Raw genomic sequence first — 22,561 nt, forward strand, 5'->3', positions numbered from 1 at the left:
AAGCAGGCGAGCCATGACAGAGCCCAGCGCCCGACCCACCGGCTCCGGCAGCGGCCGGCAGCCGCAGGAGGCCGACCGGCTGCGCGAGGTACTCCGTGCTCCCGGCTACCTCAAAGTGCTGGCCTTCGCCGCTCTCATCGGCATCCCGGTCTCGCTGGTCGCGTTCTGGTTCCTCGTGGGACTGCACGAACTGGAGCACCTCCTGTGGGCGGACCTTCCGCACGGGCTGGGCCGGGACGCCCCGCCGTGGTGGTGGGCGCTCCCCCTGCTCCTGGCCGCGGGAACCGTCGTCGGTCTGGTCGCCGCGCGCCTGCCCGGCGCCGGCGGACACGCCCCCGCGTCCGGCCTCCACACCGGCGGGACTCCGCCCACCTCACTGCCGGGTGTCCTGCTCGCTGCGGCCGCGAGCCTGCCCTTCGGAGCCGTTCTGGGACCGGAGGCCCCGCTGATCGCTCTGGGCGGCGGCCTGGCCCTGCTCTTCCGTGACCTCACGCGTGTTCCGGCCACCCCGCAGAGCACAGCGCTGCTGGGCGCGGCCGGTGCCGCCGCCGCCATCGCCGCGATCTTCGGCAACCCGCTGATCGCGGCCGTACTCCTGATCGAGGTGGCGGGGGTCGGCGGGCCGCAGCTGTTCGCGGTCATGCTGCCCGCCCTGCTCTCCAGTGGAGTAGGGGCCCTGGTCTTCACCGGCTTGGGACGCTGGACCGGGCTGGAGACGGGCAGCCTCGGCCTCACGCTGTCCACGCCCGTCCCCCGCCTGGACGCGGCGGACGTGCTGTGGACGGTACCCCTCGCCCTCGCCCTCGCCCTCCTCCTGCACCCGGTCCTGAGGGCGGCCCTGCGCGTCGCCGCGTACGTCAAGGGGGGCGTGCTCTCGCGCACCGTCCTGTGCGCCGTCGCGGCAGCGGCATGCGCAGCCGGGTACGCCCTGATCACCGGCCGCACCCCCGCGGACGTCGCCCTGTCGGGCCAGACCACCCTGGGGCGACTGGCGGCCGACCCGCACGCCTGGGGTGTGGGCGCGCTGCTCGCCGTCATGCTGTTCAAAGGGGTCGCGTACACCCTGTGCCTGGGCAGCCTGCGCGGCGGCCCCGTGTTCCCCGCCCTCTTCCTCGGAGCCGCCGCCGGAGTCCTGCTGGCCCCGATGCCCGGTCTGGGCCTCGTACCGGCCATGGCGGCGGGCATGGCGGCGGCCACGGCCGCCACCCTGCGGCTACCGGTCAGCAGCGTGGTCCTCGTGGTGCTGCTGCTGGGCAGCTCCGCCATGATGCCCGTCGTCATCCTCGCGGCGGTGATCGCCTTCGTCACCACCGAACTGCTGCCCGCCGGCGAGGGAGCCGGCGCGGACGTGTGAACGGCCGGCGGCGGATCGGTGGTGCGACGCTCACGCTGTGCTGCGCGGTGTACGCCGGCTTCCGCGTCTGATCCGGGCCACAGCCGGCCGGGGTCGCGACGGGCGTCAATCGAGCGGTACGGCCGCGAGGCGGTCGACGGTCTGGGGGTAGAGCCGGTTGCCGCGCTGGACGATCATCGTCGGGCCGTCGGGCATGTTCACGGCGCCCGCGGCGAGCGTCCACGCGACACGGCGGGCGGCGACGTCCACCGCGACGACCGCCTGACCGTTGCCGCCGACCGCCGCGTAGAGCTCCCCGCGGAACGGGGCGGGAGCCGCCAGCACGGAGACGTACGCGCCCGGGTCGTGGGTCCACACCTTCTTCCCGGTCGACTCGTCGAACGCCTGGAGCGCCCCGTCCGCGACGTACACGGCGCCGTTCACGCAGACGGGTGCGCTCAGCAGTTTCGTGCCCTCCGGCTCCAGCTTCCAGGCCACTTCTCCCGTCACCAGGTCCACCGCAGTGATCCGCTCCTCGAAGTCGAAGACGTGGCGGTCCGAGGCGACCGGAGGGTTGATGCCTCCCGACTGGTTCGGCGACGCGGCCTCCTGGTCGGTGCGGACCCGGCAGGCCCACAACACGCGGCCGTCCCGCAGGTCTACGGCGAAGACGCGTGCGGGATCCGAGCAGATCATGCGGCCGCCGGAGATGACCGACGACATCATGAGGGAGCCGATCGAGTCCAGGACGGCGCCCTCGATGCGCGTGCGCCAGCGCAGTTTCCGGGCGCCCAGTTCGTAGGAGAGCAGCCACGCCTGCTCCTGCTGTTGCCGGTCGCCGGATCTGAAGTACGCCTTGAAGTAGAGGCATTCGGCATCCGCCGCCAGGAGCTGCGTGGTCTGGGCGAGATCGCCCAGGACGGCCGGGTCGGCCGCGTCGGCGGCGAGCCGGCCGGTGCGCGGGTCCAGGTATCCCGCGCTCGCGTTGCCGTCGTCGTCGAAGACGGAGCCGACGAGCTTGTCGACTGCCACGGCCACGTCGACCTTGGCGGTCTGGGTCTCCCACAGGATCCGGCCGTCGGCGGTCGAGACGCCGCGCAGGACGTCGCTCGTGTGGATCAGTACCTCGTCGGACGCGACGGCCGGGGCGGCGGAGAACGGGGACGGGACCGACCACAGCGGGGCAGGAGGGGTGCCGGGCGGGCGGGAGGACCGCCCGGGGCCGGGCGCCGCAGTACGGCCACCGGAGCCCGTGCCGGGGATGTTGCCCGTGGCCCAGAGCGCGGAGGCGCCGCCCGAGACGGTGAGCGCGGCGGCTGCCGCGCCCGCGATCAGGGTGCGGCGGGAGAGCGCGCGGCGCGGGGCGGGGGCGCGCAGCGGGGCGGGGTCCACGGTGGCGACGTCGCCGATCCGGCGGGACAGGTCGGCGAGGAGCTCCTGCGGCAGCAGCTCGGCGAACTCCCCGGGGTCGAACGGCCCCCACTCATGGCTCAGTCGGCCGGGGTCGGGCCGGTCGCCCGGCTCCGGTGACAGGCAGGCGGTGAGCGTTTCGCGCAGCCCGTCCGGCAGTCCCGTCAGGTCGGGGTCGGCCCCGTGCCGCAGCAGTTCGAGGGTGCTCTGCCGGCCGCGGGCGTCGTAGGGGCCGTGCCCGGTCGAGGCGAACACCAGGACCGACGCGAGGGCGAACACGTCGCCTTCCGGGCCGGGCGGTCCTCCGCGCGCCTGCTCCGGTGACATGTACGCCGGTGTGCCCGCGAGTCCCCCCGCCTCCGTGAGGCGGGGGCTGCCCGGGGCCTGGGCGAGCCCGAAGTCGATGAGGCGGGGGCCCTGCGCGGTGATCAGTACGTTCGATGGCTTGACGTCCCGGTGGACGAGTCCGGCACGGTGCAGGGCGGCGAGGGCGGCGGCGAGCGCGGAGCCGAGTCCGCGGACGACCGGTTCGGGCAGCGGCCCCCCGGCCGTCACCGCCTCGGTCAGCGAGGGCCCGATGAGGTATGCCGTGGCCAGCCAGGGCCGTGCCGTGTCGGGGTCGGCGCCGAGGAAGGCGGCGGTGTGATCCGCTCCCAGGGCCCGCGCGGCCTCGGCCTCCAGCGCCAGCCGCTGGCGGTAGCCGGGCTGGTCGCGCAGGTCGGACCGGATGGTCTTGACCGCGGTGAGGCGGCCCCCGGCGGTGCGGGCCAGGAAGACGGTCCCCATGCCGCCGCTGCCCAGCCGGCCGAGGAGGGTGTACTCGCCGAGCCGTTCGGGATCGTCGGGCAGCAGGGGCAGGAGCGTGGACATGACCGGTGGACTCCTTCGGGGTGGCGGTCGTACCTGTGCGTGCGGTCGTACCTGTGCCTGTGCGCCTGTGCGCCTGTGCGCCTGTGCGTGTGGCGGCGGGCGTGGGAGGGGTCGCGGGGTCAGTCCGCCGGGAGGGCGACCACGGCGGACGGCCGGGCGACGAGCAGGGTGCCGGGGACCGCGGCGAGTTGGAACGGTTCGCGGGCCTCCACGCCCGCGAGCCCGGTCTGCCACAGCCGCTTGCCCGAGGGGAGGCCGGTCGCGGTGACCTGGTGCAGGGTCGCGAGGTAGAGGGTGCGTCCGGAGGCGCTCGCGGTCATGCTCCCGAGCATGTTCCACGCCAGGTTCTCGGTGAGCTTCTGCTCCCACCGTGTCCGGCCGGTGTCCGGGTCGACGGCGACGATGGGGCCCGTGCCGTCGTCGGTCAGGTACAGGGTGCCGCCGCTGAAGCAGGGCGGGGCGTTGGTCCCGGCGACCAGGGCCTGCGACTCCCACAGCCGGGTGCCGGTCTGCAGGTCGTAGGCGTGGGCGCGACCGCCGGAGAGCAGGAACAGTCGTCCGCCGCCCGCCGGGTCCACCACGGAGGCGGGGCCGCCGTGGACGTCGGGGTAGGAGCGGCTCCAGAGCATGCGGCCGCTGCTCCGCTCGACGCCCGCGATCGCGAGGGTCCGGACGGCCGTGACATCTCGGAACATCTGCTGGGGTACCTGTACCTCCACGATGACCGTCTCGGGTCCGACGGCGGTGGTGAGTTGCGCGTTGCCGAATCCGCTCGGCAGCGGGGTGCGCCACAGCTCCTTGCGGTGGTCCAGGTCGAACGCCGCCAGCAGGTATCCGCCCGTCGGACTCCCGTCCCCCGTGAGCAGCCACGCGGTGGCGCCGTCGGCGGCGAGCACCTTCGCGAGCTGCTCGTTGCGCTGGAGCCACTGGGTACGGCCGTCACGCATCGAGCAGAGCGACAGTCCCTCGCGCGTGGCCGTCAGGAAGCGGTCGCCGGGCACTTGGACGGGCGGGTCGCTGCCGCCGGCGGGCAGCTGCCACACCTCCTTGCCGGTGCGCAGGTCGTGCCCGTACAGGACGTCGCCACGCGTCATCAGGCAATGGTCGGCGCTGCTCACCGGGAGGAGCCGGGTACGGGCCGTCGGGTCGTCCAGGCGCCACAGGGCGGCCGGCGGCATGCCGGGCACGCGGGGGCTCGTACCGGAACCGCCGCCCGCCGCGGACGGCCCGGTGCGGGTGTCCTCGCGGGTCAGGGCGGACCAGGCGAGGGTCCCGGAGACCCCGAGGGCCGCTCCCGCCGCGCCGGTCAGCAGGCCGGACAGGACCCGGCGGCGGGTGGGCGGGGCCGGCGCGTCGGGGGTGGCCGGGGCCCGGTCGTCCGCATGCCCGTCCCCGTCCCTGTCTCTCTCCCCGTCCCCGTCCCCGTCCGCGTCCCCGTCCGCGTCCGCATCGGCGATCTCCAGGTCGGCGATCGCCTGCGTGCGTGCGGCCAGTGCGGCGATGACCCGGCCGGGCAGCGGGTCCGCTGTCCGCTCCGGGTCCTGCCCGCCGGGGGCCAGTATCTGGCACAGCTCCGCGGCGGTGGGGCGGTCCGTCGGGGAGGCGGCCAGCGACGGGGCCACCACCTCGCGCAAAGCCCTTGGCAGGTCAGCCAGTGCGGGCCCGTCGTGGAGGGCGCGGTAGGCCAGCACGGGCGGCGGCCCGTCCCCGAAGGGCAGCCGCCCGGTGGCCGTGTGGAGCAGCAGCACCGCCAGGGAGTACACGTCGGCGGCCGTGGAGGAGGGCCGACCCGCGGCCACTTCCGGGGCCATGAATGCGGCGGGCACGGTCGACACGCGGCTGTGCGGTTCGGGCTGCCCGGGCCCTGCGCCGGGTCGCGGCCCCTGTCCCTCGCCCCGGCCCGGTTCGCGAGGCGGCGTGGACCGCATGCGGCAGGAGTGCAGCGCCATCAGCAGCGGGCGGCCCGTGGTGAGCCAGACGCCGTCGGGTGCCACGGCGCCGTAGCTGATGCCCCGGGCGTGCAGGGCGGCCAGGGTGCCGGCGATCTCCGCGGCGAGCCGCACCGACTGTTCCAGGGGCAGGGCCCCGGACTCCGTGCCGGGCCGCCGCCCGACGTCGGAAAGGGACACGGCCGGGGTGTGCGCAAGGGCCACCCACGAGAGCTCGGTCCCGGTCCGCAGGTCCAGTACGCGCGGCACTCCCGGCACGGGCCCGCGGTGCAGCGCCTCGGCCGCCTCGTACGCGGCCGGGGGCAGCAGGCACAACACGGCGTGCCCGTGGTCCCGGTCGCGGCCCACGTACATCCCGTTGCGCGGCGGCACCGGCCGGGGGCCGGGCCAACGGGCCAGCAGCCGGTACGGCCCGGCCGACCGCGGGTCCTCGGGGCGCAAGCCCTCCCCCAGACGTCCGCCCCCCATGCGTTCCCCCCACCTCGTGGCCCCGCCGGGGCCGGTCACATGCCCGGCAGGGCGCGGACCGCGCTGCCGCGTTGCCAGATGACGCTGCCTCCGGCGACCGCTCCCCGCCAGGGAACGTCGGCTCGGACCTCCTCGGCCGGGGCCGGTGCGAACACGTACTGTTCGGCTGCCCGCCCGCCGTGCACCACGAGGATGCCGAGCCCGGACTTCCGCAGCGGCGCGAAGATCCCTGATCCCGCCACCAACGGAGCCTGGTCCTGGGCCAGTTCCTCGGTGGCCGGCACGGTCCAGGCAGGGGCTCCGGTCTTCACGTCGATGCTCCGGAGCTGGCGGCCGTCGGCGACGTACACGTTGTCGCCGGCCGGCGTGGGTACGCCGAAGCCCGCGTTGTCGTCCGCGGGCAGGGTCCACAGCTGTTCGCCGCGCCCCCGGTCCAGGCAGGTCAGCGTTCGGTCTCCGGCCCCGCCAAGCAGCACTCCGCTCGCGGACAGGGCCGTCCGTGAGCCGTCGGGGCCGGCGGGCCGCCGCCACACGGGGCCGCCGTCGGCGGCGGACAGGGCCACCACCCCGCCGGCGGCGGAGGCCAGGAGCAGCCGCCCGTACCCGGCGGCTGCCGAGAGGACCGTGCCCGACACGGGGAAGGGCACGCGCCAGCGCACCGTGCCGTCCGCCAGCTTGAGCGCGGCCAGGCGGCCGTCGGCGGCGAGGACGTACACCTGGTCCTCGTCGGCGGCGAGCAGCCTGGTCACCCCGTCGCGCGCGCGGTGGCGGACCGTACCGCTGCCGGGGTCCAGGAACAGCAGGGCGCCGTCCGGGTCCAGGGCGACGGGTCGGCGGCCGCCGAAGAGGGCGCGCACCACCGGTCCGCGCCAGCGCCGTTCACCCGAGACCGGATCGTGGAGGAGGAGCTCGCCGCCGCCGTCCGCGAAGCACACCCGGCCGTCGACGTCGACCGGCCCGAAGGCCGACTGCGCCGCGGCGCCGTCGTACGACCACAGGGGCCCCGGCACCGTGCCGGGCGGGCCGCTCCAGCGGGGGGCGGGGGTCCGGCCGGAGCCCTCGTCTTCCTGGAGGGTGCGCAGGGCGGTGGCACCGGTCGCCGCGAGAAGTACGGCGGCCCCGGCGCCGGTGAGCACCCTGCGCCGGGTCGGCAGCCGCGGGCCGGCGCCCAGGGAGGCTGCGGCCCGTGCGATCTCGGCGGCGTCGGCGAGCACCGTGGGTGGCAGCCAGCGGGTGGCGGCGCGCAGGGCGGCGCCCTGCGGGTCCAGTTCCGCAGCCACCTCCACGGCGGCGGGCCGGTCTTCCGGCTGCTTTTCGAGGCAGCCGCGGATCACGGGCGTCATCTCGGCCGGAACGCCGGTGAGGTCGGGGGCCTCGTAGGCGGTGCGGAAGTCCGAGCGGACCGGGTCTCCGTCGTAGAAGGCGTGCCGGCCGGTCAGCGCGAAGACGAGCAGCGCGCCGAGGCAGAAGACATCGCTCGGCGGTCCGAGGGGGCCCTTCACCACCTGTTCGGGCGACATGTAGCCGGGCGTTCCGGGGCGCTGCCCGGTCGCGGTCAAGGTGGCGTCGCCGGTCACCCGGGCGATGCCGAAGTCGACGACGCGGGGGCGGTCGGCGCCGAGGATGACGTTCGACGGCTTCAGATCGCGGTGCACGACCCCGGCCGCGCCCAGGGCCGTCAGGGCCCGGCCGAGCGCCCCGGCGAGGACGCGCACGGCGGGCGCGGGCAGGGGCCCGTGCCGCAGTACGGCGGCGGCGAGGGTCGCGCCGGGAGCGAACTCGGCGGCTATCCAAGGTACTTGCTCGGCGGTCGAGGAGCCGAGCACGTTGGCGACAAAGGGGCTGCGGACCGCTGCCGCGGCGGCGGCTTCGCGGGTGAACCGCTCGCGCAGGTCCGCGTCGCGGAGGAGTTCGGGCCGGATGGTCTTCAGGGCGACCGGACGCCCCCGGCGGCGGGCGAGGTAGACCGTCCCCATGCCGCCGGCGCCGAGCACCCCCAGGATCCGGTGACCTCCGAGCTGCGCGGGCGTACCGCCCGGCAACGGAGCGATCACTGGTGTCATGCCGTTGATCGTAGGCGTGCGTCCGTCAACCATCTTCGGAATCGGCAAAGTCGATGTATCCCAGGCCGGGCGGGGGCATCCCGGCTGCGCCGGGCGTACGGCGGCGGGGGATCCCTCGCGACGGACCCGGTGCGGTTCGCGGCGTTGATCAGCGTCCCCGTGGCTTGACGGCGACCGGCACATGCGCCGTGAGGGGGAACAGCCCCGGCTTGTTCGTCGGGTCGACCGGCGTGGCGAAGCCGACGCGCTCCCCGTCGCGTCCCACGGCCACCTTGTGGCCGGGGGCGTCGTCGGTGAGGGCGGGGCGTGATCCGGGAGAAGTCCACGTCGGTCGCGGTGTGCAGGGTGAGTGCGCGCCGGTTGAACTGCTCGTTCGAGCCGAGGTCGGCGGCCACTGCGTGGTCGATCGACTCGTTGGGCTCGTGGGCCACGGCCGCGTGCGAGGGCCAGACGAATCCCTCGCCCGCCGGGGAGACGGAGGCCTGCGCGGATCAGGTCGTGCCGCCGTTCGCGGACCGTGAGAACAGGATCCGCGAACCGTCGGCGGCGGGGAGTTCCGTCCAGACGATGTGGAGGTTGCCCACGTACGGGCTGGTGGGGTTGGCGTCTACCACCAGCCACGGCCTGTCGTGGTCGATGTTGCCGTTCGCGCTCACCTGGACCGGTGTGTAGGTCTGCGTCCCGGACGTCGTGGTGTCGTTGATCCGGCCGACGCCGACCCCGAGCCGGGCGGGCGTCGGGTTGGTGTTCAGGCCGCCGCGCGACAGGTGCGTGACGAAGAGGCGGCCGTCGGCGTCGAAGGTGAGTACCGGGTCGCCGTTGCAGGGGGTGACGGTCGACGTCCGTGTGATGGGGAAGCCGTCCCGGCCGTAGTTGAGGTCGATGTGGACGGTGCACCCCGACATGACGGCGACCTGTCCGGGCCTTCGCGGATTGGCGGTGGCGTTGTGCGGCTCGTTGTTGCCGGTGCCGATCCTCTGGTCGTCGCCCGCCCACGCCGGGGAGGCCGCGGGGCCGAGGATCACGAGCGACTGCAGCACGAGGAGAATGGCGCTGACGATGGTGAAGGCACGCTTCTGAAGGCGATTGCCCAGGATGCGTCCCGCTCTCTTGCTCTGTACATCCCTCTCCTTCCAGCCCGACGGCCGCACCTGACCTGCGACTCCGCGCGCTGTTCGGGAGGACTGTGGCAGCGGGGCGTCTGCGCTGCCGGACGTCCGGGACTGCGTCACGGGAATTCACCGGGATCCCTTCAAGAACCACCCGACCGGAGCAAGTCGAAAGGACGACTGGTAGTGCTTCGTCAGGTGGTCCTGACACCTGAAGTCGCGGGGGCGGACACGCTGAGCCGCTGGCACCGGCCCGATCACCTTGCGCGCGATCGACAGCTCCCGGTTGACGGTGTCGGCCGGCGTCCACCTACTCGGTGTGCAGCACCGAGGCGATGGTCATCCGGGCCGCCGACCTGGCCGGGACCAGGGCACCGAGGACGGCGATCGCCACACCGGCCAGGAGCATCGCGGCCAGCTGGGGCGCGTGCCACACGTCCTTCATGTGCGCGGGGAACTCGACCACCCCGATGCTGTCCACGACGAGGCGGTGCGCCACGATCCCGAGCGGGATGCCGAGCAGCCCGCCGACCGCGCCCAGCCCGGCGACCGAGGTCACCGTCATCACCACCACCTGCCGGGGGGTCATCCCGATCGACTTGAGCATGCCCAGGTCCCGGCGCCGCTCGCGAGTGTTCAGCAGGACGGTGTTGAAGACACCGAGCGACGCGACGAGGGCCAGCAGCACCGTGAACACCGTGGAGAAGGTGACGACGGTGGTGGTGCCGGCGTTCGCCGAGTCCGCCACCGACGCGCGCAGGCCTGGGTCGAGCGCCTCGACCCCCTCGGCGTAGGCGCGAGCGTCAGCGCCGGGAGCGAGCCGTACCGTGTACTCGGTGGCACGGACCTCCGGTGCGAGTTGGGCGAGGGTCTGCCAGGTGGCCGCCAAGGCCCGGGCGTCGCCCTCGATGAGCTGACCCACGACGGTCGCTGAGACCTGCTTGCCGTTCAGCTCCAGGGCGACCCGGTCACCGACCTTCAGCCCGCGCTGCGTCAGGAACGACGGCCCGGCCACGATCTCGCCCGCCGCGGCCGGCGCACGGCCCTTGACGATCACGTGGGCGTACGAGGAATCGTCCCCACGGTAGAAGTCGGCGAAGACGGGCTGGGTCTGCCCGGTCATGGTCGCCTGAGTCAGTGCGCGGGCCCGCACCCCCGCCGCACCCGGGAGGGAGCGCAGCCGTTCCGCGATCTCCGGGTCACTGAGCCGGGGAGGCGTCAGGTCGTTCCCCGGCCTCCCCGTCTCCACCCGGATCCTGGCACCTCCGTCTTCCCGCCCGACGTTGGCGAACGCCACCATGGTGCTCGTCAGTCCGGTCGACAGGGTCACCGTGGTGACCCCGAGCACGACGGCCGCCATGGTCAGCAGCGTGCGGGCGGGCCGGGCGAACGGCTGGCCCAGGCCCAGACTGACCGGGCGCGGCAGCCGGGTGGCGCCGAGCACCCGCTGGACGCGCAGCCCGCGCCCGGTCCGCGGTGCGCGGCCCGCGCTGATCGCCTGCGCAGCGGGCAGCCGGTGGGCTCGCAGGGCGGGGACCAGCGCGGCGAGCAGGACGAGGGCGGGCATGCCCACCAGGCACACCACGGACACCCACGGGCCGATGCCGCCGACCGAGGCCCGGCCTACATCGATGCCGGTGAACGCGACCTTCAGGATCGGCCCGGCCAGCACGTTGCCCAGCAGGGTGCCCAGCACGCAGCCCACCACGGCCGGTACGGAGAGCATCGTCAGGTAGACGGCGACGACCTGGTTCGGGGTGAAGCCCAGGGCCTTGAGCACCCCGATGTGCCGGTACCCGGAGACGACCGCCCCGCTGACCACGTTGCCGACGATCAGGGTGGAAACCAGCAGACCGAGGATGCCGAAGAGCGTCATGAACGGGAGATAGGAGTCGGCGAGGGCAGAGAAGGCCTGTTTGAGGGCGAGGTAGGTCTGCGCGCCGGTCAGCGATTCCTTGGGCAGTCCCGCGGTGGCCTCGGCCAGCCCAGCGCTCAGTCGGGACTCCGTCGAGGAGTCCGTGAAGCGGTAGAGCATCTGGGCGGAGGAGGGGTGCAGTGCGGCCATCTGCTCGGGTGAGACCCAGGCGCTCGCCGACTTGCTCATGCTGGCGGCGAATCCGACGACGGTCAGCGTCGGTTCCCCGGGGTTCTCCAGCTTGGTGCCCAGCAGCTCCGGGCCGGGGGAGCCCTGGACGGGCCAGTTGACGACGATCTCGCCGGGCGCGGTGGCCCAGTGGCCTTCCAGGAGCTCGATCCGGTCCACGGGGCCCGCCGGATCGGCCCGGCCGACCACTGTGAGAGTGCCGCCCGCCGTCCAGAGCCAGCCCTTGGGGATGTCGACGACGGCCTGCCCGAAGGGCCCGGCCGCGGCCTCCACCCCAGGCTGCCGGGCGGTCCGCGCCAGCTGCTCCTGCGAGACCTGCGTGGTGTCGAAAGTCGCCACTGTATGGGCCCCGCGCTGTTCGGCGTAGGCCTTGTCGAACGGGCCCGAGGCGGCGGCCAGCAGCCCCAGCGCGAGCAGGATGGTCGTGGTGGTGCAGAGGACGACGAGGCCGATGACGAAGGTTTGGAGCCGGCGGCGCTTGACGGCCGCGCGTGAGGCTCTCCATACGGCGCTCACGCGGTCGCCTCCAGCGCGCTCTCGCGGCCGACCCGGCCGTCGGCGACTTCGATCAGCCGGCTGGCGCAGCGGGTGGCCAGCTGCGGGTCATGGGTGACGATCAACAGGGTCTGGCCGATCTGGTTGAGGTCGATCAGCAGGTCCATCACCTGTTCCCCGGAGCGGCTGTCGAGGGCGCCCGTCGGTTCGTCGGCCAGCAGCAGCGCGGGACGGTTCATCAGGGCCCGGGCCACGGAGACCCGTTGCCGCTCGCCGCCGCTGAGCGTCGCCGGATAGTTGTTCCGGCGTTCGGCGACACCGAGCTCGTCCAGGAGCTCCAGAGCACGGCGGCGCGCCTGCCGGGCCGGGGTGCCGGTCAGCTGCGCGGCCAGCGCCACATTGTCCAGGGCGGGCAGATCGTCGATGAGGTTGAAGAACTGGAAGATCATGCCGACGTTCCGCCGCCGGAACAGCGCCAGGCCGGTCTCGTTCAGTTTCCCGAGGTCATGACCCTGCACCTCGACCGTGCCCGAGGTCGGCCGGTCCAGGCCGGCCACCATGTTGAGCAAGGTGGACTTGCCGCAGCCGGAAGGGCCCATCACGGCGACCGCGTCCCCCGCCCTGATCTCCAGCGACAGGCCGTCCAACGCCTTCGCGTCGCCGTACTCCTTGTGCACGCCATCCAGCCGCACCACCACTTGCCGGGCACTACCGTGATCAGTTGTCATGGCTCGAAACTTAGGACGGAGCCCGCGGAGGGGGCGTCACCCCCGGGGTGTATCCGTCCGGGCAGGTCATCCCGGGGATGTACGGAGCTGCATCCGGGGGCTGACGTGGGGCGCGTCGTGCAGCTGCGAAGATGATCCGGTGTGGGGATCTGGGACGATCGGGTTGGTCATCGCCCTGGCGGTGGCAGTTGGCGCCGCTGGGTGTTTGTGCGTGGCGGTGGTCCGGGCGCGGCGGCTGCATCAGGCGGCCATCGAGGAGCGCGGCTGGCTGCTGGAGCGGGAGCGCGAGAGCGCGACGCGGACCGCGGTCGACGCCGAGCGGGCCAGGATCGCGGCCGAGCTCCACGACATCGTCAGCCACAACGTGAGCCTCATGGTGGTCCAGGCCGGGGCCGCCCGCGAGGTGCTGGCCACGATGCCCGAGGAGGCCGCGGCGGCGATGAGCGCCGTCGAGACCGCCGGGCGGAACACGATGACCGAGCTGCGGCACCTGCTCGGCCTCCTCGCACCCGCGCAGAACGGCGACGACGAGCCCTACGGTATGGACCTGTCACCGCAGCCGAGCCTGAGCCGGCTCGGCCCGCTGATCGACCGGATCGCCTTTGCCGGCCTGCCCGTCGAGATGCGCATCTCGGGTGAGCCGCGCCCGCTGCCGACCGGGATCGACGTCACCGCCTACCGAATCATCCAGGAGGCCCTGACCAATGCCCTCAAACACGGGGACGGGGCGAAAGCCGAGGTGACGGTGCGATACGCGGACCACTACCTGCGAGTCGAGGTGCTGAACGGCGGACCGAGCGTCCTGTCGGGCAGCAGGCCCGCGCGGGAAGAGCCGGTCCCGGGTCGGGCGGACGGAACGGGACGCGGGCTGCTCGGTCTGCGGGAGCGGGTCGCCGTCTACGGCGGCGACCTGGACGCCCGCCGTCGCCTCGGCGGCGGCTACCGCGTCCGCGCCCGGATCCCGCTGGACCGGCCATGACGACGCGCACCGAGCCCGCTCCCCGCGTCGTGATCGCCGACGACCAGGAACTGGTCCGCACCGGCTTCCGCCTGATCCTGACCGCCCGCGGCATCGACGTGGTGGGCGAGGCCGGCGACGGAGCCGAGGCCGTTGCCGCCGTGCGGAGGCTGCGGCCCGACGTCGTACTGATGGACATCCGGATGCCCGTCATGGACGGCCTGGAAGCCGCCCGCCGCGTACTCGCGCAGGCCCCGGGCTGCCGTGTGATCATGCTGACCACCTTCGACCTCGACGAATACGTCTACGCAGCCCTCGCCGCCGGAGCCAGTGGATTCCTGCTCAAGGACGTCACCCCCGCACATCTGGCCGCTGCCGTACGCCTGGTCGACACCGGTGACGCCCTGCTCGCACCCTCGATCACCCGCCGCCTGGTGGAGCGCTTCGCCCCTGGCGCCCCCAGAACCGGTTCGGGCCTCGCAACCCCGGCCGTCCACCGAGACCTGGCCGCGCTGACGCCGCGCGAGCACGAGGTGCTGACGCTCATGGGCCGGGGTCTTTCCAATGCCGAACTGGCGCGGGAACTGACGCTCAGTGAGGCGACGGTGAAGACCCACGTGGCCCGGATCTTCGCCAAACTGACCCTGCGCGACCGGGCCCAGGCCGTCGTCCTCGCCTACGAGACAGGACTCGTCTCACCGGGCGAGTCCGCTGACACCGCACCTGGATGAGTCCGGGCCGGCCGTTCCGTGGGGCTCGGCGGGCTTCCTGACAGCCGTGTCCGTGCGTGCCCGTCTCGGTACGGTCGTGGAACGACCGGGGGACCACAGGTACGGGCGGACCCACGAGGGCACCGGTGGGGAGCAGTGCCGGCTCGCTCGAAGCGGCGCCGCCCGTGCGTGGTGCGGCGCCGAGTGTCAGCGGGCGGTCGCAGCACGGCACGGGTGACCCGGAGGTCCAGCTGTGCGGAGGGCCCCGCACGGAACCGGGAGGCCGGGGGTTCACGTGCGGGGCCGGGCTCATGGGGTGGGGGCCCTCAGACTCCGGTCAGGGTGTACGTACCCGTTCCGTCGTGTCGGCCGCTGGAGTACTGGCGGATGAGTTCCCCGTCCGCGTACCGGTCGTGGCCCATCATGGAGCCGGTGTACTTGTTCTGCAGACCGATCTTCGTGCTGCCGGGTACGTCGCGGTAGATGTAGAACCGCTGGAGGTCGTCCTCCCCGCAGGCGGCCGTCGTCAGGTAGGCCTGTTCCTGGTTGGCGATGTCCGCCGGGATGGTCGCGCATCCGCCGTTGCCCCAGTTCCACAGGGACGCCTCGATGACGCCGTTCCGCTCGGTCACGTTGCACAGTCGCCAGTTGTCCAGGTGGGCGCTGAAGAACGTGGATTCGCGCAGGCGGATGCCGTCGTTGGCCAGGAGCGGTGCGCTCCAGTTCAGGGGCTTGCCGGGGACGTCGATCTTGTAGGCGCCGGGTTGGCAGTCCAGGGCGGCGCGCGGGGCGGGCTTGGCGGCCTGGGTGGCCTTCACGGCTGTTGCGGCGTTGTCGGCGTCGAGCTTGGCCTGGTCGGCCTTGGCCGAGGGGACGGGACCTGCCGCGTGCTTCGCGGTGGCGGCGGGGGAGCCGCAGTCCAGCAGGACCTGGGCCTTGGCCATGATGCTGTTGGCGGGGACCTTGTCCTCGCAGCGGACCGCGCCTTCCTCGAGGGCGGTGTAGGTGGTGTAGCTGCCGCTGTCGGGGCCCTCGGTCCACTTCAGCGCCCAACGGCCGTCGCCCTGTTGGATGCGGTTGCAGTTGAGGCTGCCGTAGGTGCCGGTGACCTTCTTGGTGCCCTTGTAGAGGCCGTAGTAGCCGGGCTCGAAGAAGTTCCAGGAGACGGAGTTCGACTCGCTGCTGGTGGAGGAGTAGTTGACCTGCACGTTCAGGCCCAGGCTCGCGCCGACGCTGCCGAGGGCCTCGACGGCGAAGCTTCCCTGAACGGTGCCGTTGAGGCCGACAGACACCGAGATGGTGGTCTGGGTGCTGGTGGTGACGGTATGGCTGCCGGTGGAGCCCTGGGTGACGTACCAGCCCTTGAAGTGGGTGATCGTCGGGGTGACTTCGGTCGTCTTGATGATCGGGTGGCGGGTACCGAGATCGGCCGCGGTGCAGGCTTGGCCGGGCTGGATCGCCTGCCCGGAAGCGGCCGGGGTGGCGGCGGCCGGCGTGGCGGCCAGGCCCACGGCGGCCGTCGCGGTGGCTAAGAACGGTCCGAGCCCTCGGCCCAGGCGGGTTGTAGTGCGGCGCATCGTTGCCTTTCCTCTGCTGTGCGTGGTCTGTGAGGTGAGCGTGAGGGAAACTAGCGCCGCCGGAATCAGCAGGTCTATACCACAACTGGCCAAATGGGATCAAAAACTGTCCCGTTCACGAGTGATATGAACAGGAGTTGCCCGGTTCCATAACTTCGGTGTGCCCGCGACGGGGCCGCCGGAGGAAGGGACCACCTGTGAAACACATCAGACGCGGCCTGGCCGCGATAGCCTCGCTCGCCCTCACCGCAGCCCTGTGCGCCGTGGGCGCCCAACCGGCCGCCGCCCAACCGCCCATGAGCCGTACAGCCCCCCAGGGCCACGGCGACTGTACGGAAACCGGGCCCGACCTCCGGCGCGAGGGCATGGCCTGGACCTGTATCAAGACGGGACCGGCCACCGCCTCAGCCCTCGCCGCCGTGGCCGCCGCAGCCCCCCGGGTGGCCCGTGCCAACCCGGGGGCGGACCTCTGCCTCAAGGACGAACCGAACAAGCCCTTCGACCCCATCCCCTCGACCCGCAAGGCGTACTGCACGCGGTACCTGGCCGAGTACGTGACCCTTGGCGCGGACAACAAGGTGAACGGCCAGGCCCATGTCATGGTCTTCGCCGCAGCGGCCATGAACTCCCTGCCCCAGGCGCAGTGGATGGAGGACATCAGGATCCACGTCACCGACATGACGCCCAATATCGCGGCTGTGACGATGGCCCTGAGTGCCACGTGCAATGGCCAGTGCACGGCTGGGGCACCGGCCTGGGGCGGAGCGCCCGTGCTCCTGAAGAACGGCCAGGGCCGGGAGGACGGCGTCCTCTCCTACAGCTCGTCGGTCGGCAAGGGCTTCGACACGATCGTCCAGCCCTCCTACCACGTGATCGGGACCATCAAGACCGTCACGGGCGGCGGGCGGCCCGTGAACACCCGCTTGGACTGGCCCGGCCCCAAAGTGCGCTGTGACGACAAGGTCGGGAGCTGGCCCGGATGCATTGTCGACGGGCACACGGCCAACGTGACATACCACCGGTCGCTCTACAAGGGGGCGGCCGTCGCCTACGAGTGGGCGCAGAAGAACCTCACGGGCAAGTTCGGCACCCCCGGGCACCTGCTGAACCGGTGGCATGTCGACCCGCTTGACCCGCAGGCCAAGGGCAGGCGCGCCCTGACCTGTGACCGTGGAAAGCACCCGTTCCCCCATGGCGCCACGGGCATCCCCAACGACTCGTGTGACGAGTACCCGTTCGCCAGGTCGGTGCAGGGAGGTAACGAGGGGCAATACTGCATCGACATCACCCCGCGCGAGGTCGGCGGGGTGTGGGACGTCGCGAACGTGACGGTCGAGCGGGGCACCCCGCCCAACGCGCCTTGTATCCGGGCCCATGTCGACAACGAGGTCAACTCCAAGGCGGGTTCCGAGTTCGGTGCCGCGGTGACGTCCGACCGCATCATGGAGGGCGAGGAGTTCGAGGTCATCATCGACGCGTAGGCGCGGATCTGCCTCCCCGGGCACCCGGGGAGGCAGATCAGAGGCCGCGTTAGGGGGGAGCCAGCGGAGCGTTAGCGGCCGTGTTCAGCCTGGACTTCTCCACGAGCCCGGCTCGCTTCGTTCTGCGACACGGCCCGGTCCCCGGAGAGGGGTGCCGGCCTTGGCGTCGCCGGGCACCTGGTGAGAATCCCCGCCAAACGGACATCAAGTACACGATCAGATGATCTTCAGAGCCTGAACCCCGCCGCCCATGAAGATTTCATGAGCGACTCAACCCAGGGGCGCGGTCTGATCATCTTTTCGGTCGAGTCCGTCCACGCCCCCGCGTGGCGGCTCGCGATCGAGGAGGTCCGCACCCCCATGAGGCTCCCCCGCAAACGCCGCGCGGACAGCACAGGCCGCACGCCCGGCACGGACGGCACCGTAAGCCGCGAGCGGCAGGAAGGCCCGCAGCGCACACGGCGGCGGCGCCCCAGGCGCCGGGCGAAGAACCGCAGGAGAGCCGCCCGAGGGGGCCGTCGCCCCCTCGTCGACTTCCCCCGGCGCGGCCGGCGTGGCTGGCGCCGCTGGACGCCCTCGTGGAAGCTGACCTCCAGCCTGCTCCTCCTCGTCGCCGGATCCCTCGCCGGCCTCTTCACCGCCGTCTACGTACAGGTCGAGATCCCGGACCCCCACGACTCCGCGAGCCGGCAAGCCACCGTCTACTACTGGGCGGACGGCACCCGGATGGTGAGCGTCGGCGACGTGAACCGGCAGGACGTGCCGCTCTCCCAGGTACCCGACTCCGTCGAGCACGCCGTCATCGCGGCGGAGAACGCGGACTTCTACACCGATTCGGGCGTCTCGCTGACGGGCATCGGCCGCGCCGCCGTCAACATCGTCAAGGGCAAGGAGACCCAGGGCGGCTCGACGATCACCCAGCAGTACGTGAAGAACACCTATCTGAGCCAGGACCAGACCGTCCAGCGCAAGATCAAGGAACTCTTCCTCTCCCTGAAGGTCAGCAACCAGCGGCCCAAGAAGGAGATTCTCGAGGGGTACCTCAACACCTCCTGGTTCGGACGCGACGCGTACGGCATCCAGGCGGCCGCGTACGCGTACTACGGCATCCCCGCCAGGGAACTGAACCCCAGTCAGGGCGCCCTGCTCGCCGCCGTCCTCAAAGGCGCGGAGGACTTCGACCCGTCCCTCAGCGCCGGCAACCGCGAACGCGCCGAGGACCGCTGGAGCTGGATCCTGGACCGCCAGGTCGACACGGGTTCGATGAGCGCCGAGGAACGCGCGAAGTACACGAAGTTCCCCGAGCCGAAGTCCCCGGTCAAGCCGACCAGCCAGGCCGGGCAGACCGGCTACCTCGTCGACATCGCCAACAAGTACCTCAAGAGCCGCGCCGGGATCACGGACAGGGACCTGGCCGCCGGCGGCTACAGCGTCCACACCACCTTCGAGAAGGACAAGGTGCTCGCGCTCGCCAAGGCCGTCGAGCAGGTGCGCGCGGACCGGCTGGACCCCAAGAAACGCGCGGAGGACGAAAACGTGCAGGTCGGCGCCGCTTCGATACGTCCCAAGGACGGAGCGGTCGTCGCGGTCTACGGCGGCTCCGACGCGATCGAGCACTTCACCAACAACGCGGACACCTCGGGCGTGCCCGCGGCCTCGGCGTTCAAGCCCTTCGTGTACGCCGCCGCGGTGGAGAAGGAAGTCGAGGGCGGGGAACGCCCCGCCGAGGGCGCTTCCCCGGCTCCGCCGAAGCCCACGCCGACAGGAGCGACGACGGTGTCCGCGAACCTGCACGCGGCCCTGGTGAACTCCGACCACACGCCGTTCGTGGAGAGCGGCAAGAAGGTCGGGCTGAACAAGGTCAAGGAGATCGCGGTCGCGTCGGGACTGCGCGAGGAGAGCATGGCCAAACTGGAGCCGACCTTCGCCATCGGCACCTCCACCCCCAGCGCGGTCCGGCTGGCCAGCGCGTATGCGACCTTCGTCAACCGGGGCCGGGCCATCGAGCCCTACTCGGTCACCAAGGCCGAATGGAACGGCGTCCCGGTGAACGGCCTCGGCCAGCCCAGATCGCGGCGGGCCATGAGCTCCGAGACGGCCTCGACCGTCGGCACGGCGCTCCGCGAGGTGGGCTGGAGCGCCGTCGGACCCCCGAACGGCCCGTGGACCTCCGTACCGTCCTGCGCGGGCAGGACCGGACCGAACGACCGCATGAACTCGGCCTGGTTCATAGGTGCCACGCCGGAACTCAGCACCTCGGTCGCGATGTTCCGTACGAAGCCCGACGTCCCGCAACTCCTTCCCATGCAGGGCGTGGGTGGCCCCGACTCCGAGCGGGGCAGCGCCTTCCCGCCGCTGATCTGGAAGGCCTACAACGAGGTGGCGGCACCCGCGCAGCCGCGCCCGTCGGATGTCCCCCCGGACCGCCCGTAGCGCAGGACGTCCGCCGGCTCTGCGTGAGCCCGTCATCCCCTGCACAGTCCGTCCGGGCATCCGACGGGCCTGTCAGCGGGCCGTGCGACGATCCCAGGGGTGATCGTTTCCTTGGAATCCCTGCTGCCCTCCGGTGGTACGCACACCTCGACCACCTACGCCGACTGGGCCGCCGCCCACGAGCTGCCGGGGCGTACGAGGCGGATCCGCGGCAGTCCTGCCCCGAGCTGGTGGCCCGGGTGGCGGGGCGGCTGGGAGCGGGCGCCGAAGCCGCCGCGCTGTACCTCCAGCTGGCGACGCTGGCGGCGCCCACCGACCGGGACGTACGCCGGTGGAACGGCTGGACCACCAAACGGCACGCCGAGGTCCGCGCCGAACTCCCCGGCACGGGTGCTGTCGTGGAGGCCAAGCGGGCACGGGCCGGCCGGACCCTGTTCCTGCCCGGGGAGTGGACGGAGCTGAAGTCGCCGCACTTGCCGCTGGAGACGGTGAAGCTGGCCTCGCACGAGGTGCGCCCGTTGGGGGGGAACAGCATCCGCTCGCCGTTCGGGCGGGTGCTGCCGACCGCTCCCCTGCACGAGATGTTCGCCGAGGCGTGGGAGCGCCTGCACCCGGAGGGCGGTGACGCCCAGGGCTGACGTGCGACCGCCGGCACGCAGCGGCACGCCGGCGTCGTCGTTGCGACACCGCACAGGCGCCCGCCGTCCCGGCTGTGGGCGACGCGCTCTCCCGCTACCTGGTCCACGAGACATCGGCGTTGTCCGCCGTACCCGGGGGCATCCGCCGGGGCGGGTACGTCGCCCAGGCACTCATGGAAGGGTGAGGCCCCGCGGCCACATGACCGGCTGCCCGTCAGCGGTGCCTCATGGAGGAGGGCGGCACGTCGAAGGCGCGGGTGAACGCGTACGAGAAGGCCGCCGGGGAGGCGTATCCGAGCACCGTCGCGACCTCGGTCACGGTCCGGTGGCGCAGCAGCGGGATCGAGGCGAGCAGCAGGGCCCGGGACCGCCAGGCCGCAGGGCTGGTCCCCGTCAGGTCCCGGAACCGCCGGGTGAACATGCGTTCGCTCATCGCGGCGGTGCGTGCCCAGTCGGTGTTGGTCACCGCCAGGTCGGGGTCGGCGAGGTAGTCGCGGCACAGCCGGGCGAACGGCTGCTCGTGCGGGAGGGCGACGTGCAGCGGCACCTCGGCCAGCGCGGCCGTCTCCAGCAGGATCAGCGAGATGACCGCGCTGCCCCGGCGGTCCGCCGCGTAGTCCGCGTCCAGGTCGGCGGCGGCGAGCAGCAACTCGCGCAGCAGCGGCGGTACCGCCACGACCCGGCAGGCGGTGGGCCACCACGGCACCGCGGACGGCTCGACGTAGAGGCTGGAGGTCTGCGTGTCCAGCATCCGCACCTGGTGCCGGACCCGGGGCGGGATGAGGACCGCCCGTTCGCCCGGGACGGTCCACGCCCCGTCGTCGGTCTCCACGAGCATCGTGCCGGTCGCGGCGTACAGGAACTGCGCCCGGCGGTGCTCGTGCCAGGCGAGGAGGGTGTCCGGCGGGTAGTCGGTCGCGATCGGCAGCACCTCGGCGGGGAGGTGGTCGACCCGCGCGAGGGGCACGTTGCGCATGGCGGCAGCCTATGGCCGAAACTCGAAAGGGTCGGACTGCCAATCGATCGTCGGCGAGCGCCGTCTCGACTGGACTGGGTCCATGAGTGCTGTGGTTCTCCTTGTCGTCGTCGGTGTCCTGACCGGGCTGACGACCGTGCTGTTCGGATTCGGCGGGGGTTTCGTGACCGTCCCCGTCATCGTCTGGGTGGACGCCGCCGCGGGCCCGGCGGCGGCGACCGTCGCGGTGGCGACCTCGTCGCTGGTCATGGTCGTGGGCGCGGTGGTGGCCACCGCGTCCGCGCCCCGGCCGGTATTGCGCCGGCTGCGGGGCACCGCCCCGCTGCTGCTCCTGCTCGGGGCCGGGGGGTTCGGCGGTGCAGCCGCCGCGAGCTTCGCGCCGGCCGGGCTGATCCACTGGGGGTTCGTGGCCTATCTGGCGATCACGGTCGTCGACGTGCTCGCCCGCCCGGGGTTCCTGCGCCCTCGATCCGCCGCCGCCGAACACTCCGACGGACGCGGGGTGTTCGCGGTACCGGCCGTGCTCGGGCTTCCCATCGGCGCGATCGCCTCGTTCCTCGGCGTCGGAGGCAGTGTCATGACCGTACCTCTGCTGCGGCGTTCGGGACTGCCGATGGGCACCGCGGCGGCGCTGGCCAGCCCCCTCACCGCCTGCATCGGCGTCCCGGCGTGCGCGGTCTTCCTCGCAGGCACCCACGGGACGGACACCCGGGCGCTGGTGTCGGCCGTCGGGGCCGTCGACCTCGGCGCCGCCGCGCTGCTGCTCCTGGGTGCCGTCCCGGTCGTCGTCCTCCTGCGCCGAAGGCCCCCGCGCATCGCGGACCGCCTCCACGCCTGGGCGTACGTCGCCCTGCTGTGCCTGGTGCTGGCCGCGATGCTGGTCCGCACACCGTGAGGAGAGCTGTGCGGGCTCGCGACCGCCTCGTCGAGTGGCCGTACGACAGCCGCTCGTCGACGTCTCACAGCAGACCGGCCGGCCGCCGCTCGCGGTGCGCCTGTCCACCGACAATCGCTGCGTACGCGACGTCTACTGACACGCCGGTGCGCGTCCACTGCCTGGCAAGTGAAGAACACCGACCGCGGGCCCCATATGAAGGGGAGGATGGCCGCACCCACGCGGCGACCCTCCTCTTACGTACTGCGTCGGGGTTGGTCAGGACGACATGATGAAACGCAGGGCGAGGCCGGAGGCCTTGATCCAGTAGGTGACGCGGGCACCGTCGTCGAACGAGACCTGGCCGGGCAGGCCGACGTTCACC

General features: G+C 72.6%; 15 protein-coding genes. 7 read left to right on the plus strand and 8 right to left on the minus strand.

Features of this window, described 5'->3' with window-relative positions:
• Positions 1 to 13 precede the first annotated feature (13 nt).
• On the plus strand, positions 14 to 1,354 hold the full coding sequence (locus ACZ597_RS32300) for a chloride channel protein (protein WP_471338191.1): 1,341 nt from the start codon (positions 14 to 16) through the stop codon (positions 1,352 to 1,354).
• A gap of 105 nt (positions 1,355 to 1,459) precedes the next feature.
• Here ACZ597_RS32300 and ACZ597_RS32305 read toward each other — a convergent pair whose 3' ends face one another.
• The 6 genes from ACZ597_RS32305 to ACZ597_RS32330 all read right to left on the minus strand — a co-directional run bounded on the left by ACZ597_RS32305 (position 1,460) and on the right by ACZ597_RS32330 (position 12,529).
• A complete protein-coding gene (locus tag ACZ597_RS32305) occupies positions 1,460 to 3,613 on the minus strand; it encodes a serine/threonine protein kinase (RefSeq protein ID WP_471338198.1) in 2,154 nt (717 codons plus the stop codon).
• Positions 3,614 to 3,732: 119 nt separating this feature from the next.
• Complete coding sequence (locus ACZ597_RS32310) at positions 3,733 to 6,030, minus strand: outer membrane protein assembly factor BamB family protein (protein ID WP_471338203.1); 2,298 nt, start codon at positions 6,028 to 6,030, stop codon at positions 3,733 to 3,735.
• 35 nt (positions 6,031 to 6,065) lie between these two features.
• Entirely contained in the window at positions 6,066 to 8,093 is a 2,028-nt protein-coding gene (locus ACZ597_RS32315; RefSeq protein ID WP_471338206.1) for a protein kinase domain-containing protein, read from the minus strand.
• A gap of 491 nt (positions 8,094 to 8,584) precedes the next feature.
• A complete protein-coding gene (locus tag ACZ597_RS32320; RefSeq protein WP_471338211.1) occupies positions 8,585 to 9,133 on the minus strand; it encodes a hypothetical protein in 549 nt (182 codons plus the stop codon).
• Positions 9,134 to 9,512: 379 nt separating this feature from the next.
• Entirely contained in the window at positions 9,513 to 11,822 is a 2,310-nt protein-coding gene (locus ACZ597_RS32325) for an ABC transporter permease (RefSeq protein WP_471338216.1), read from the minus strand.
• Complete coding sequence (locus ACZ597_RS32330; protein ID WP_471338223.1) at positions 11,819 to 12,529, minus strand: ABC transporter ATP-binding protein; 711 nt, start codon at positions 12,527 to 12,529, stop codon at positions 11,819 to 11,821. The genes ACZ597_RS32325 and ACZ597_RS32330 overlap by 4 nt, the downstream gene beginning before the upstream one ends.
• A 211-nt stretch (positions 12,530 to 12,740) precedes the next feature.
• Between ACZ597_RS32330 and ACZ597_RS32335 the strand changes: the two genes are divergently transcribed.
• Positions 12,741 to 13,508: a sensor histidine kinase gene (locus ACZ597_RS32335; RefSeq protein ID WP_471338231.1), complete on the plus strand. Its 768-nt coding sequence runs from the start codon at positions 12,741 to 12,743 to the stop codon at positions 13,506 to 13,508.
• Positions 13,505 to 14,218 (plus strand): response regulator, encoded by a 714-nt coding sequence (locus tag ACZ597_RS32340; RefSeq protein ID WP_471338237.1) that lies wholly within the window; start codon positions 13,505 to 13,507, stop codon positions 14,216 to 14,218. The genes ACZ597_RS32335 and ACZ597_RS32340 overlap by 4 nt, the downstream gene beginning before the upstream one ends.
• A 305-nt stretch (positions 14,219 to 14,523) precedes the next feature.
• On the opposite strand, the gene ACZ597_RS32345 is transcribed toward ACZ597_RS32340, so the two are convergent.
• Positions 14,524 to 15,774: a hypothetical protein gene (locus ACZ597_RS32345; RefSeq protein WP_471338244.1), complete on the minus strand. Its 1,251-nt coding sequence runs from the start codon at positions 15,772 to 15,774 to the stop codon at positions 14,524 to 14,526.
• A 197-nt stretch (positions 15,775 to 15,971) separates the two neighbouring features.
• On the opposite strand from ACZ597_RS32345, the gene ACZ597_RS32350 reads away from it, so the two are divergent.
• The 3 genes from ACZ597_RS32350 (at position 15,972) to ACZ597_RS32360 (ending at position 20,326) form a co-directional block, all read left to right on the plus strand.
• A complete protein-coding gene (locus ACZ597_RS32350) occupies positions 15,972 to 17,255 on the plus strand; it encodes a NucA/NucB deoxyribonuclease domain-containing protein (protein ID WP_471338250.1) in 1,284 nt (427 codons plus the stop codon).
• A gap of 261 nt (positions 17,256 to 17,516) precedes the next feature.
• Positions 17,517 to 19,688 carry a transglycosylase domain-containing protein gene (locus tag ACZ597_RS32355; RefSeq protein WP_471338256.1) on the plus strand — a complete coding sequence of 724 codons (2,172 nt, stop codon included), beginning with the start codon at positions 17,517 to 17,519 and terminating at the stop codon, positions 19,686 to 19,688.
• A gap of 239 nt (positions 19,689 to 19,927) precedes the next feature.
• A complete protein-coding gene (locus ACZ597_RS32360) occupies positions 19,928 to 20,326 on the plus strand; it encodes a hypothetical protein (RefSeq protein ID WP_471338262.1) in 399 nt (132 codons plus the stop codon).
• Between the two features lie 214 nt (positions 20,327 to 20,540).
• Here ACZ597_RS32360 and ACZ597_RS32365 read toward each other — a convergent pair whose 3' ends face one another.
• Positions 20,541 to 21,302, minus strand: a complete 762-nt coding sequence (locus ACZ597_RS32365; protein WP_471338269.1) for an AraC family transcriptional regulator — start codon at positions 21,300 to 21,302, stop codon at positions 20,541 to 20,543.
• A gap of 82 nt (positions 21,303 to 21,384) precedes the next feature.
• Between ACZ597_RS32365 and ACZ597_RS32370 the strand changes: the two genes are divergently transcribed.
• Positions 21,385 to 22,197 carry a TSUP family transporter gene (locus tag ACZ597_RS32370; RefSeq protein WP_471338274.1) on the plus strand — a complete coding sequence of 271 codons (813 nt, stop codon included), beginning with the start codon at positions 21,385 to 21,387 and terminating at the stop codon, positions 22,195 to 22,197.
• Positions 22,198 to 22,561 lie beyond the last annotated feature (364 nt).

Source organism: Streptomyces sp. NPDC040718, from assembly GCF_055593565.1.